This is a genomic window from Mycobacterium kiyosense (assembly GCA_021654635.1).
In the GTDB taxonomy this organism is placed as follows: domain Bacteria; phylum Actinomycetota; class Actinomycetes; order Mycobacteriales; family Mycobacteriaceae; genus Mycobacterium; species Mycobacterium kiyosense.
Map to the genome: position 1 here is coordinate 2,340,449 of AP025179.1, position 12,309 is coordinate 2,352,757.

Below are 12,309 nucleotides of genomic sequence, written 5' to 3' on the forward strand. Positions count from 1 at the left end.
GCCATGACGGTTGCGATCACCGGTGAGGGGCTGGCAGAGTCGGCAAAGATGGCCGCGCAGCCCTTTGTCGACGTTCATGAAACCCACACGGGTGTGGTGATTCTCGCCGGTGAGCGGGCATACAAGGCCAAGAAGCCGGTGCTGACCGACTTCCTGGACTTCCGGGCACCCGAGCAGCGTGAGCACGCCTGCCGGCGGGAAGTCGAACTGAACAGCCGGTTGTCCCCGCACAGCTACCTCGGCATCGCGCGGCTCAGCGACCCGACCGGCGGCCCCGCCGAACCGGTGGTCGTCATGCGCCGCTACAGCGACGACGACCGCCTGGCGACCAGGGTCGCGCGCGGGGAGGACGTCGAATCCATCCTGGACACGATCGCCGGGGTGCTCGCCCGCTTCCACGACCGCGCCGAGCGCGGCCCGGCGATCAGCGTGCAGGGCGGTGTCCCGGCTATCGGCCGCCGCTGGTCCGACAACCTCAACGAACTCGATCGCTTTGCACGCGAACCGCGTTCGCCGATATCGCCCGAGTCGGTGGACCGGGTGCGGCGACTGGCTGAGCAGTACCTTGCCGGCCGTGCCGCGCTGATCGACCGCCGGGTCGACGAAGGTGCCGTGGTCGACGGTCACGGCGACCTGCTGGCCGGCGACATCTTCTGGACCGACGGCCAACCGGCGTTGCTGGACTGCCTGGAGTTCGACGACCAACTGCGCTACGTCGACCGCATCGACGACGCCGCCTTTCTGGCCATGGACCTGGAATTCTTGGGGCGCAAGGATCTTGGTGAATTCTTCCTGGAGTGTTACCGCTCCTACGCCGCCGACACCGCGCCGGCCTCGTTGCGGGACTTCTACATCGCCTATCGTGCGGGCGTGCGCGCCAAGGTTGATTGTGTGCGTCGGGCGCAGGGTCACGCCGAGTCCGCAGCGGAGGCGGTCCGCCACCTCGCCATCGCCGTGGAACATCTGCGGGCCGGCGCCGTTCGGTTGGCCCTGGTCGGCGGAAACCCGGGCACCGGGAAGTCGACGGTGGCGCGCAACCTGGCGCAGGCCGTCGGGGCGCGGGTCATCTCCACCGATGACGTGCGCCGCGAGCTCCGGGAATCCGGTGCGATCGCCGGTGAATCGGGCGTGCTGAACGAGGGCCTGTACAGCGCGGACAACGTCGCGGCCGTCTACTCGGAGGTGATGCGCCGCGCGCACACCTTGGCCGGCCACGGGCAATCGGTGATCCTGGACGGCACCTGGGGCGATCCCCGGCATCGGCAGCAAGCCAATGATATTGCCGCACAAACACATTCGACGTTGATCGAAATCATGTGTAGCGCAACTTCGGACGTCGCCGCCGAACGCATCCGGACCAGGAAGCCGGGCGCTTCGGAGGTGACCGCTCCGATCGCGGGGGCGATGGCGCAGCGCCGCGACGGCTGGGCCACCGCGCACGTCGTCGACACCTCGGGCACGGTGGAGCAGGCAAAGCAAGCGGCACAAGAAGTTTGGCGACGCGCCGTCTAGGGACCCGGTTCAGCAGGAGAGGAAGATGTCGACAAGCACCGATTTGGCGAGCTACTCCGGCGGCATGCCGGCATTGACTCGGGCAGGCGGCTGAGATGCCGACCGCAGTGCCCGACCGTGGGGTCATCGAATATGCGGTAGGTCTGGCCGGCCGGGCGCCTTCGCTGCACAACAGCCAGCCCTGGCGTTGGGTAGCCCGGGCCGGGACGCTACAGCTGTGGGCCGACCCGCGGATGTCGATGCCGGGCACCGACCACAGCGGCCGGGAACTGACATTGAGCTGCGGGGCGGCGCTGGACCACCTGCGGGTCGCGCTGGCCGCCGTCGGTTGGGATACCAGCACCGAGCGGCTGCCCGATCCACACGATTCGGAACTACTGGCGACCTTGACGTTTCATCCGTTGTCCGCGGCCTCGGCGGGCGCCCAGCGCCTGGTGGAGGCGATCGGCCGGCGACGTACCGACCGGTTGCCCTACGCCGCACCCGCCCCCTGGCCGGCGCTGGCCTCCAACCTCCGCGATGTCGTGCAGCCCTACCAGGTGGGTCTGGACGTGATCGCCGACGACGAGCGCCCCCGCTTGGCCGAAGTCTCCCGCCTCACCGAGACCCTGCGTCGCTACGACACCACCTACCTGACCGAACTCCGTTGGTGGACATCGCCGTTCGACTCGGACAGCACCCGGGTTCCGGACAGCTCGCTGGTGTCCACGGCCGAGGCCGCCCGAGTGGACGTCGCCCGCGCATTCCCGCCGGCCGGCGGTGGCCACCGCCGTGCCGGCATCGACCACGACCACTCCAAGATTCTGGTGCTGTCCACGGCCGGCGACGACACCCTGGACGTGTTGCGTTGCGGCGAAGCGCTTTCGGCGGTTCTGCTCGAATGCACCGCGGCCGGCATGGCGACCTGCACGCTGACGCACCTGACCGAACTGGAACAGAGCCGCGACATCATCGCCGAGATGACCGGCCGCCACGGCCGGCCGCAGCTGCTGATCCGGGTCGGTAGATCGCCGGCGCACGAACAACACGTCGAAGCTACCGCCCGCCGCCCGGTGGCCGACATCCTCGAATTCGCCGACTGAACCCTCGTGGGATCGCGGGAAGGAGATGCCCCGATGACCAAGCACTGGCTGGTGATGGAGCCCGACGGGCAGGGCGCACCCGCACCGTACGTCGCCCGGGTGGCGGGCGCCGGGCGGTATCTGCCCGAAACCCGGCTCACCACCGACGAATTGATGGCGACCACCCGCCACCACACGCACATCGACCTGGAGCGGCTGACCGGCATCCGCGAACGCCGGGTGGCGGCGGGCGACCAGGATTCCTACACCCTGGCGGTGTCGGCGGCGCTGAACTGCCTGGCCACCGCGCAGCAGGACCCGGCGTCACTCGACGTGGTGATCAGCTGCAGCATCACCAAGTTCCAGGGCGGCCTCACCCAATGGCTGGAACCGACCATGAGTGGTGCGATCGCCCGCGGGATCGGCGCGCACGGCGCGATGACCTTCGACGTGTCCAACGCGTGTGCCGGAATGCTCACCGGCGTAACGATTCTGAACAACTGGATCCGCCAGGGGGTGGTCGAGCGGGGCCTGGTGGTCAGTGGTGAGTACATCTCCCAACTCAGCGACAACGCCGCCCGGCACATCCGCAACATCATGAGCAAGGAGTTGGCCTGCCTGACCCTCGGCGACGCCGGCGCCGCGCTGCTGCTGGAACGGGCACCGGCCGGCTCGGCGGGCATCGCGCTCGCCGGGTTCACCACCGTCGCCGACTACAGCCGGCTGTGCCTGGCGTATCCGCAGGGGCACGACCCCGGCGCGCGGATGTTCACCAACTCCCGCGGGATACAGCAGGCGGCGATCGCCAACACCCCACTGCTGCTGCACGAAGTCCTTGACGCCGTGGGTATTTCGGTGCACGACATCGACCACGTGATCACCCACCAGACGTCGGCCCGGGCGATCCGCAAGGGGATGACGCGGCTGACCGAGGAGTTCGGCGACAGCCCTCGACACGACGCGGTGATCACTGTCGACCGGTACGGCAACACGGCCTCGACCACCCACACGGTGGCCCTGGTGGAGGAACTCGAGGCCGGGCACATCGCGGCCGGGGAACGGATCGCGTTGCTGGCGCTGGCCTCCGGGCTGGAGATCGGTGTGGTGTTGGTGACTCTCGACGAGGATCTGGTGAAGCGCTATGGGCACAGTCATTGATCGGGTCGACATCGCGCGGCCCCGGTTGCGCGGACGGCACAGCTCCCTGCATCTGGCTGTCGCGGCGGCCAACAAGTGCCTGCACCATGCCCGGTGCGACCCATCCGAGTTGGACCTGGTGGTCAATGCCGGCATCTACCGCGACCGCAACCTGGGCGAACCGGCGCTGGCCGCGCTGATCCAGGACGACATCGGCGCCAACCCGGAGGACCCGCACGCCGGTGCGCACGGCACCTTCTCCTTCGACATCGCCAACGGCTCCTGCGGCGTGCTCACCGCGCTGCAGATCGTGGACGGGTTCCTGCGCAGCCGCGCCATCCGGCGCGCCCTGGTGGTGGCCGGCGACGCCGATCCGGGCCACGGCATGAGCGAGCATTTCCCGTTCTCACCGACCGGTGCCGCGCTGTTGTGCGGCTGGCGTGACGACGGCTACGGGCTGGGACCGGTGTCCTGGGTGAACGCGACCGAGAACCCCGAGCAGGCCGAATCATTGGTCGCCACAGTCGGATTCGCGGACGGCCGCAACGTGCTGCGGTTCGGCCAGTCGCCGGCGATGGACGAGAACTTCGCCGCCGCGGCCGCGCAGGCAGTGCGGGACTGCCTGGCCGCGGAGTCGCTGCGGCTCGCCGAACTCGACCGGATCGTCGCCGCTCCGGCCCGCGACGGCTTCCACTCGGCGCTGGCCGAACACCTCGGTGTGCCGAGCGAGATGATCGCCGTGGCCGGGGACCAGCGCGTGCACACCGCGGCGCTGGCGGCGGCCTACGACGAACTGCTGCCGCACCTGCGGGCCGGGGCCCGGGTGCTGTTCGTCGCCGCCGGTGCCGGCGTGACCGCGGGTGCCGCCCTGTATCGGCGGCCACCGGAGGCCGTCGGGGATCGCTCGTTCACCTGACGTAAGCCCCTTATTCATCGAGTTGAGGACTAAAGCCCCGCGACCGGGGTGGGCCCGGGCAATACCCTTCGGGTGTCAAGGGATGTCACAGGGCGTCAAGGGGTGTCCGGGAAAGGAACGACATGAACGCATCCGTGCAACGTCGCGGTGTGGTGGTGGGAGTCGACGGCTCCGCGCCGTCAAACGCTGCCGTGGTCTGGGCGGCGCGGGACGCGGCGCTACGCAATGTGCCGCTGCACCTGGTCCACATGTTCAAGAGCTACGTGGCGACCTTCCCGCAGATTCCGATGGCCGGCGGCGCGGCGGTCTGGCAGGATGACGACGGCCGGCTGATCCTCGAGGAGGCCGTCAAGCTGGCGCGGGAGTCGGCGTCCAGCCCGATCGAGATCACCAGCGAGGTCAAGGTCTCCCCGCCGGTCCCGACCATGGTGGAGCTGTCCGAAGAGGCCGAGCTGGTGGTCGTCGGCAGCAACGGACGAGGCCTGGTCGGGCGCGTCCTGCTGGGATCGGTGAGCTCGGGTGTGTTGCGTGGCACAGTCTCCCTCGTCGTCGTGCGCGACGACGCACCCGCGGTGGGCGAGGACGCGCCGGTGGTGGTCGGCATCGACGGGTCCGAGGCCTCCGAGCTCGCCACCGCCATCGCGTTCGACGAAGCGTCGCGTCGCGGGGTCGACCTGAAGGCGGTGCACGCCTGGAGCGACGCCGAAGTGCTCGATTTCACCGGCATCGACTGGGAGGCACTGCAGACCGAAGCCGAACAGATCCTGGCCGAGCGGCTGGCGGGATGGCAGGAACGCTACCCCGATGTCACCGTGCACCGCATCGTCGTCCGCGACCGCCCGGCGCAGGAGCTGATCGAGCAGGCGAAATCGGCTCAATTGCTGGTGGTAGGCAGTCACGGCCGCGGGGCGATCGGCAAGCTGCTGGGCTCGGTCAGCAACGCCGTCGTGCACTCCGTGCACACGCCGGTCATCGTGGCGCGCCCGGCGTAATTACGCCGGTCAGGAAGCCCGCGCCGGGGGTTGCAGACGCTCGACGGCGGTGGCGGTCAACACCGTGCCCCAGGCGTGCGCGGCGCTGCGCCGCATCGCCTGCGGATCCCCGGTGGTGACGAAATGGCGGGGCGCCGGGCCGGGCTGACGCAGCCGCGGATAGCGCGCCGCGACGGCCGCGGCCAGCTGCGCGGCCGGGTCGACCAGTCGGGCGTGCGGTAGTGCCGCCGCGAACCAGCGCGCGGCCGCGGGGTAGTGGGTGCAGGCCAGCACCAGCGCGTCGGCTTGTCGCAGAGGCGCGATGATCCTGTCCAGATCGGCCTGAAATCGCGGCGAGCCGGTGCGGCCGGCCTCGATGTGCGCCGACAGCGGCTGCGCGACCCGGGACACCACCGTCCGGCCGGGCCGGGCCAGGCCGCGCCGGTAGTGACCGGCGGCGATGGTGCGCCGCCCACCGACCACGGCGACGCAGACCGCGTCGTCGGGAACCGAGGCGACGCCGTGGCCGATGATGCCCTCCACCGGCACTGCGGTATTGAGTCGATCGGCCACCGTGCTGGCCGCGTTGCACGCCAGCACCACCTCGGTGGCGCCGCGCCGGGCGAGGGCGGCGACCACCGAAGTCAGGCGACCGGCCAGTTCGTCGGCGCCCATCCGGCCGTAGGGTGTGACGCCGGCGTCCGACCAGTACAGCACCGGCAACCCCGGGGCGAGGCGGTCCAGGTGGGTGAGCAGTCCGACGCCGCCGATGCCCCAGTCGACGATGCCCAGGCACGGTTCGGCGGGCATGGCGGTCACGGGTAGGACAGCGGGGCGGTCTGCCCCTTGTCCAAGGGCCCGGAGTCGAAGGCCAGTACCCGCGCCTGCAGCGTCGTCGTCAGCGTCTCCAGCCGGGTGCCGGGGAAGCGACTGCCGAAATACCAGCGGTACTCGTGTTCGGCACGGATCGGATTGTGCCGCAACATATTCCGCCAGTCCGGATGTGAGGTCAAGGCGGCCAGGTCGGCGGCGAACTGCGGCCTGCGATAACGGGTGCGCAGGTGCGCGCGCGCCGAGTGGGCCAGCAGCGGCAACTCGCGCAGTCGCACCGGTTGCTCGACCATGTCGACCACCCATAGCCGTCCGCCCGGCGCCAGCACCCGGCGGATCTCGGCCATCACCGGATCCCAGTCCAGGTAGCGGAAGGACAAAAACGAGATGACCACGTCGACGTGATTGTCGGGTACGTCCAGCGTCGGTCCGCTGACCTGGCCGAAGCGCAGCCGCGTCCGGCCGTGGCTGCGCTCGCGCGCCCGGTCCAGCATGCCGGCGGAACTGTCCAGCCCGACGGCGAAGTCGATGTCGCCGTTGTCGTCCAGGGCGCGCAGCAAAGCGCCGTTGCCGCAACCGATTTCCAGCACCCGCACCCGGCGCCCGAGGTCGGCGTGCACGGCGGTCAGTCGGTTGGCGACCCACCGCCACTCGGTATCGCGGACGCGGATGTCGGCGTAGGCGCGGTCGTACAGTTCGGCCACGCGATCGTAGGATCGCTCGGGTTGCGTTGCGGCGGGCTGGCTTTCGGTCATCGGTTCGGCAGCCGCGCCCAGGTACTTGCGTAGGCTGCCGGCCCACCCGTGCGACTTCTTCCCGGGCGCCGCGATCAGATAAAGCTTGGGGCGAGCCGCCGGTTGGCGGCCCGCCCAGGCAAACCGGTCCTTGCGAGTGGACACGGTCGTGTAGTTGTGGTTGCCGTAGGTCGCCACGCCGAAGACGTCGGCGAAAAAGGGTGCGAACCAGCGGGCGGTCCGGCAGGCGTGAAAGTAGGCGCGTCCGTTCGGGGCGAAAGGGATCGTCATGGCGCGCCACTCGTGCGGCGAAAACTGTTCGGGCCAATCGGTGGAACCGAACATGGGGCCGTACATTCCCGCATGACCGATCAAGTGGAGTTCGCTGATGACCCGGCCGGACAGGGCCAGCCAGGCCAGCTCGGTTTCGAAGTCGCCCTTGTGGTGCAGGCCGGAGACGATCACCTCGGCGTCGGGGCGTGCGGCGGCAAGCTCGCGACCCATGGTGGCCGCGGCCACCGCGAACTCGGACGAGCCGCCCCGGTAGTGGGTGGTGTGTCCGACCCAAATCACCGGCTTTCCTTGGCTTCTGGGTGCGACGTCGGCGAAGGGGATCCGCGAGTGGCTGCCCGCCGGGATCCATGCGCCGTAGTTGCCGACGAGCTCGAGCACTTCTGCGCGGTCCAGGTCGAAGACCCGCATCCCGGCCGCCGGCGGGCTGTACAGGTGCAGGGTGAGGCCGTCGGCTTCGGCGGTCATGTCGTGGATGTCGGCCGGCGAGATCGGGATCGGGACGCCCTCATCCCGGCTGATTTGTTCGGTGACGGCGAGTTGCGTTCCCCGCCAACCGAATCGACGTTCGTGGAATCGTCCCGTCAGGGGCACCACGAAGCCCCCTGAGCCGCCGTGGTCGTGCGGGGCGCAGCCGTGTCCCGGGCGCCAGCGGGCGAGCATGATCTCCACCCGGTCGTCGACCCGCAGAATCGACCGCGAATAAGGGTCGTTGTCGTTGGGGTATTTCGCCAGCGCCGCCAGCAGCGGCCGGGCCGCCGTCGTACGGGCGAGCAGGTCGGAACCGGGGACTTCGCCGCGCACGGCGACCTCGGCCAGCGCGTCCAGCAGTGCTGACACCTCGTCGAGTTGCTCGCGCCCGGTGGCAGTTGGGTGGTGCGCGATGTCGGTCATGTCCTGATCCCCTTGAGATCCGCCAGAGTCCCGGCTTGGCAGCCGGAGCGGCCGCCGTGATGATTTCGTTGCCGTTGTGATGGCAACGCTCTACTCGGGGCCTCTACAGATCCTTGGCGGATTCTTGGCGGATTCTTGGAACGCCGGTCAGTTGCAGAACGTGTTGCCGATGAACTGCCGGTCCGGCGCATCGCCTGAGTAGTTGGTCAGGTGCACCGCGGGCATGCCCTGGTATTGGGTGTTCATCTTCTCGGCGGTGGGCGGCGGAACCTGTTCGGGGAAGGCCAGGATCATGTCGGCGAAGATCTTCAGCCCGTCCGGACAGGTGGAGTCGGGGCGGGCCGGCTGCGGGTTCCAAGCGTGCACCACGACCCGGTCGGTGACCTGGTAGCCCGCGGCGCAGTTCGGGTCGCAGATCTTGAAGACCGCCGTGCCGGTGCCGTCGGCTTCCTGCGGTCCCCAGCTGCGCCAGGTCATGTTCTGCAGCGCCACGGCGACACTGGCGCAGCCGACCACGTTGAGCTTGTCGGGACGCCCGGCGGGCGGGACCGTGTGGTTATAGCAACCGGGAATGGCGAGATAAGGCGGCGGTTGGGGGGCCGTCGAGGTGGGCGGCGACGGCTTTTCCGCTGTTGACCTGGTCAGTTGCACGACCGTGACGACCAGGCCGGCGATTACCAGCGCAGCCAGTACCGCGAGGATGCGGGGCGAGAAGGGGAGGCGACGTCGTTCGGCTGGGGATAGGTCTTGGTCGTGCATACCCAACAGGTTTACCCGAATCTTTGGCCCGCCGGTCTGTTGGCCGCGAACGTAACCTGGCCGTCAATCTCAGGCCGAATGTTCGCAACCCGGTTACATTCGCGCGCTGCAGCGGCGGCCGCGCGGTCAGGCCGGGGCAGCTGCCACCGCACTCGTCATGGCGGCCAGGCGCCCGGTGATCAGCTCCTCGGCCTCGCTGACGATCCGCGACACCAACTCACCGACAGTGGGGATGTCGTTGATCAGGCCCATGGCGGTGCTGACGCTCCAGATGCCGGCGTCGACGTCGCCGTCGTCGAACACCCGCCGGCCGCGGACGCCGGCCACCAGGTCCTTGATGTCCTCGAACTGACCGCCCTTGTTGAGGATCTCGACGACTTCGCGGGACACCACGTTGGAGGCCACCCGCGCGGTGTTGTGCAGGCTGCGGAAGATCAACTCGGTGCCGCGTTCGTCGCCGGCCACGATGGCTTCCTTGACGTTCTGGTGAATGCAGGACTCGACGGTGCACATGAACCGCGAACCCATGTTGATGCCGTCGGCGCCCAGCGCCAGCGCCGCGACCAGGCCGCGGGCGTCGGCGAATCCGCCGGAGGCGATCATCGGGATCTCGATCTTGTCCGCTGCGGCGGGGATCAACACCAGACCCGGGATGTCGTCCTCACCGGGGTGGCCGGCGCATTCGAAGCCGTCGATGCTGATGCCGTCCACGCCCAGGCTCTGCGCCTTGACCGCGTGGCGCACCGAGGTGCACTTGTGCAGCACCTTGATGCCGTTGTCGTGGAACATCGGCAGGTGCGGGGCCGGGTTGGAGCCCGCGGTCTCGACGATCTTGATGCCCGCGTCGACGATCACCTTGCGGTACTCGTCGTAGGGCGGCGGGTTGATCGCCGGCAGAATGGTCAGGTTCACCCCGAACGGCTTATCGGTCAGGTCGCGGGTGCGGGCGATCTCGTTGGCCAGCTCGGCCGGGGTCGGCTGGGTGAGGGCGGTGATGAACCCCAACGCGCCCGCATTGGCAACGGCGGCAACCAGTTCCGCGCGCCCGACCCACTGCATACCGCCTTGGGCGATCGGGTGCTCGACACCGAAGGCCTCGGTGAACTTCGTCGTTAGTGCCACTGTTGTTTCTCCTGTTCGTGCGGTCGCTGCACGTTACCGCAGCCGCGCGTCCACGAGTATCACCAGGCCGCGAATCTGGCCGGCGGGCTTCCCGGTGGGGATACGTTCGCGGCAGGAGTTCAACTATTCCGGTAGACCTTCAGCGCGGTGGTGATCATCGGAATCTGCAGCGGCAGCCGGGCAATGGCAACCGCCCGCATGTACCAGGGCTTGTCCCACCACAGCCGGACCATGTTGAGGTTGCCGGGATAGACCCCGAGAAACAGTGCGACCGCGGCCAGCGCGCCCAGCCGGCGGGTGGCCGGCGCGAGCAGCAACGCGCCGACGCCGACCTCGGCGACCCCGGAGGCCAGGGTGTAGAACCGCGCGGTGCCGGGCAGCTCGACGGGGATGATCTCGTCGAACGGTTTGGGCGCCGCAAAGTGAAGGATGCCCATCCCAACCAGTCCAGCTCCCATCCGGGTCGCGGTCTTTTGGGCAGAGTCACGCTGTGCTATCTCGGTGGAGGTCATCGTCCCATTGTTACCTGCTCGACGATGGTCACCGGTATGCCGACCGTCGACGAGGGTGCTCGTCGCGGCGTGTTCGGACGGCCCGAGCCGCTCGGGAAGGTCAAGTGGTTTGCTGATTCTGTTGCGGTGCAACGTTTTTCATTGCCGGTTGGCGCGACGGTTGATCGCCCGTAACACCCAGGTGGGTGCGATGTCGGCGATCGTCATCAGCGCCTTGCCCTGCCGGCCCACGGCGTAGTGCGGGCCGTGCGGTAGTCGGGGCCGGGTCTGGGCGATGTCGAAGATGGACTCGGCGACGTCCTCGGGCGTGAGATGGACGCCCATGGTGCGCGTGCTTCCGGTTTCGACGCCGTCCACCATCCCGGTGTCGACGAAGAGCGGCCACACGGCACACACCCGGATACCGGCGTCGGCCCACTCCAGTTCGAGTGCTTCGGTGAGCCCGCGGATGGCGAACTTCGACGCCGAGTATGTCGCCAGCTCGGCCTGGCCGTACATGGCCGACGCCGACGACACGTTGATCACCTGGGCGTCGGGCGTCGCCCGCAGGTACGGGTAGGCCGAATGACAGCCGTTGAGCGTGCCGCCCACGTTGACGTCGATGATGCTGCGCTGCTGCTGCAGCGGAATCTCGGCGAAGCGGCCCGAGCTGAGGATGCCGGCGTTGTTGATCAGCACGTCGAGCCGCCCGCCGGTGTGCCCGGCCAGCTCGCTCAGCCGGGTGGTCCACGCGTCGGCGTCTTGGACTTCGAGGGAGTCGACGACGGCTTCGGGTCGCAGCGCTCGACGCAGCTCGTCGAGTGCCTGCGGGTTGCGGCCGTAGGCGGCCACCCGGTAACCCGCGCGGTCGAAACGAAGGGCCGTGGCCCGGCCGATTCCCGCTGTCGCACCGGTGATGGCGACGGTTTTCATGGTCACGGTTGCCCGCATAGAACGTCGCAGAAACGTCGCGCGGTCGTCAATGTTTCGCACTGCCCACAGGCCTTCGTGCCATCGGCGGCCGGATGAATGTTCGGCTTCTCCGCTCGGGCGCGAAATACACTGATCGGCAATTGTTTTAGATCTCGCTGACAGCACGGAAACGCTGCCGTTTAGCATGAGCGGGTACGCGCCTCCGCCAGGCAGGAGATCTCATGGTCGAGATTCACTTGGAACGAACCATCGCCGCGCCCGTGGAGCAAGTCTTCGACTGGCTGGCCGATCCCGCGAATCTGGCGGCGGCGCCGTTGGCCTTCAAAGCCGGGTGGGCCAAAGACTCTCCGGGCACCGGGGCGGGCGCGCTGCGACAGGTGGTGGGCGCCGGCACCTGGTTTCGCGAGGAGATCACCGCCTACGACCGGCCGCACAGCTACTCCTACCTGATCCTGCGGTCGTTTCCCGCGCTCGCTCACGACGGCGGCACCCTGACGTTCACCCCGTCGGGCAACGGCACCCATGTCGACTGGCTGACCAACTACACGCATCCGCTGTACGCCGGCGGCAAGGTGATGGAAAAGATCAGCCGCCCGCTGCTGCGGTCCAGCTTCCTGGCGATCCTGGACGCCTGCGCGAAAGCCCTGGAGAACTGAG

12 protein-coding genes are annotated in these 12,309 nt (G+C 68.7%); 6 read left to right on the forward strand and 6 right to left on the reverse strand.

The window, feature by feature from the left end; all coding sequences use genetic code 11:
• Positions 1–3: 3 nt before the first annotated feature.
• From L6444_RS11085 to L6444_RS11105, 5 genes are all read left to right on the forward strand, one after another.
• Complete coding sequence (locus L6444_RS11085; protein WP_236982527.1) at positions 4–1,512, forward strand: bifunctional aminoglycoside phosphotransferase/ATP-binding protein; 1,509 nt, start codon at positions 4–6, stop codon at positions 1,510–1,512.
• Positions 1,513–1,607: 95 nt separating this feature from the next.
• Entirely contained in the window at positions 1,608–2,594 is a 987-nt protein-coding gene (locus L6444_RS11090; protein WP_236982529.1) for an Acg family FMN-binding oxidoreductase, read from the forward strand.
• Between the two features lie 33 nt (positions 2,595–2,627).
• Entirely contained in the window at positions 2,628–3,731 is a 1,104-nt protein-coding gene (locus tag L6444_RS11095) for a 3-oxoacyl-ACP synthase III family protein (RefSeq protein ID WP_236982531.1), read from the forward strand.
• On the forward strand, positions 3,715–4,626 hold the full coding sequence (locus L6444_RS11100; protein WP_236982533.1) for a 3-oxoacyl-[acyl-carrier-protein] synthase III C-terminal domain-containing protein: 912 nt from the start codon (positions 3,715–3,717) through the stop codon (positions 4,624–4,626). Before L6444_RS11095 ends, L6444_RS11100 begins: the two co-directional genes overlap by 17 nt.
• Before the next feature lie 122 nt (positions 4,627–4,748).
• Positions 4,749–5,618, forward strand: coding sequence for a universal stress protein (locus L6444_RS11105; protein WP_236982534.1), 870 nt, complete (start codon positions 4,749–4,751; stop codon positions 5,616–5,618).
• Positions 5,619–5,627: 9 nt separating this feature from the next.
• On the opposite strand, the gene L6444_RS11110 is transcribed toward L6444_RS11105, so the two are convergent.
• The 6 genes from L6444_RS11110 to L6444_RS11135 all read right to left on the reverse strand — a co-directional run bounded on the left by L6444_RS11110 (position 5,628) and on the right by L6444_RS11135 (position 11,652).
• A complete protein-coding gene (locus L6444_RS11110) occupies positions 5,628–6,407 on the reverse strand; it encodes a glutamate racemase (protein WP_236984009.1) in 780 nt (259 codons plus the stop codon).
• A 5-nt stretch (positions 6,408–6,412) separates the two neighbouring features.
• Positions 6,413–8,347 carry a methyltransferase domain-containing protein gene (locus L6444_RS11115; RefSeq protein WP_236982536.1) on the reverse strand — a complete coding sequence of 645 codons (1,935 nt, stop codon included), beginning with the start codon at positions 8,345–8,347 and terminating at the stop codon, positions 6,413–6,415.
• 147 nt (positions 8,348–8,494) lie between these two features.
• Entirely contained in the window at positions 8,495–9,049 is a 555-nt protein-coding gene (locus tag L6444_RS11120; RefSeq protein WP_236984011.1) for a hypothetical protein, read from the reverse strand.
• A 183-nt stretch (positions 9,050–9,232) separates the two neighbouring features.
• A complete protein-coding gene (locus L6444_RS11125) occupies positions 9,233–10,228 on the reverse strand; it encodes an NAD(P)H-dependent flavin oxidoreductase (RefSeq protein ID WP_255731165.1) in 996 nt (331 codons plus the stop codon).
• Positions 10,229–10,347: 119 nt separating this feature from the next.
• Positions 10,348–10,740 (reverse strand): DoxX family protein, encoded by a 393-nt coding sequence (locus L6444_RS11130; protein ID WP_236982539.1) that lies wholly within the window; start codon positions 10,738–10,740, stop codon positions 10,348–10,350.
• A 138-nt stretch (positions 10,741–10,878) separates the two neighbouring features.
• The gene (locus tag L6444_RS11135) at positions 10,879–11,652 is read right to left on the reverse strand and encodes an SDR family oxidoreductase (protein ID WP_309297854.1); all 774 of its coding nucleotides are present in this window, start codon (positions 11,650–11,652) and stop codon (positions 10,879–10,881) included.
• Positions 11,653–11,873: 221 nt separating this feature from the next.
• Here L6444_RS11135 and L6444_RS11140 point away from each other — a divergent pair, with 221 nt between their 5' ends.
• Positions 11,874–12,308: an SRPBCC family protein gene (locus L6444_RS11140; RefSeq protein WP_236982542.1), complete on the forward strand. Its 435-nt coding sequence runs from the start codon at positions 11,874–11,876 to the stop codon at positions 12,306–12,308.
• The last annotated feature ends 1 nt before the right edge of the window (position 12,309 follow it).

Coding starts and splice junctions, on each gene's coding strand:
- L6444_RS11130 (WP_236982539.1), bottom strand. CDS start 10,740: ATGACCTCCACCGAGATAGCACAGCGTGACTCTGCCCAAAAGACCGCG.
- L6444_RS11110 (WP_236984009.1), bottom strand. CDS start 6,407: ATGCCCGCCGAACCGTGCCTGGGCATCGTCGACTGGGGCATCGGCGGC.
- L6444_RS11115 (WP_236982536.1), bottom strand. CDS start 8,347: ATGACCGACATCGCGCACCACCCAACTGCCACCGGGCGCGAGCAACTC.
- L6444_RS11135 (WP_309297854.1), bottom strand. CDS start 11,652: ATGAAAACCGTCGCCATCACCGGTGCGACAGCGGGAATCGGCCGGGCC.
- L6444_RS11095 (WP_236982531.1), top strand. CDS start 2,628: ATGACCAAGCACTGGCTGGTGATGGAGCCCGACGGGCAGGGCGCACCC.
- L6444_RS11085 (WP_236982527.1), top strand. CDS start 4: ATGACGGTTGCGATCACCGGTGAGGGGCTGGCAGAGTCGGCAAAGATG.
- L6444_RS11100 (WP_236982533.1), top strand. CDS start 3,715: ATGGGCACAGTCATTGATCGGGTCGACATCGCGCGGCCCCGGTTGCGC.
- L6444_RS11090 (WP_236982529.1), top strand. CDS start 1,608: ATGCCGACCGCAGTGCCCGACCGTGGGGTCATCGAATATGCGGTAGGT.
- L6444_RS11105 (WP_236982534.1), top strand. CDS start 4,749: ATGAACGCATCCGTGCAACGTCGCGGTGTGGTGGTGGGAGTCGACGGC.
- L6444_RS11140 (WP_236982542.1), top strand. CDS start 11,874: ATGGTCGAGATTCACTTGGAACGAACCATCGCCGCGCCCGTGGAGCAA.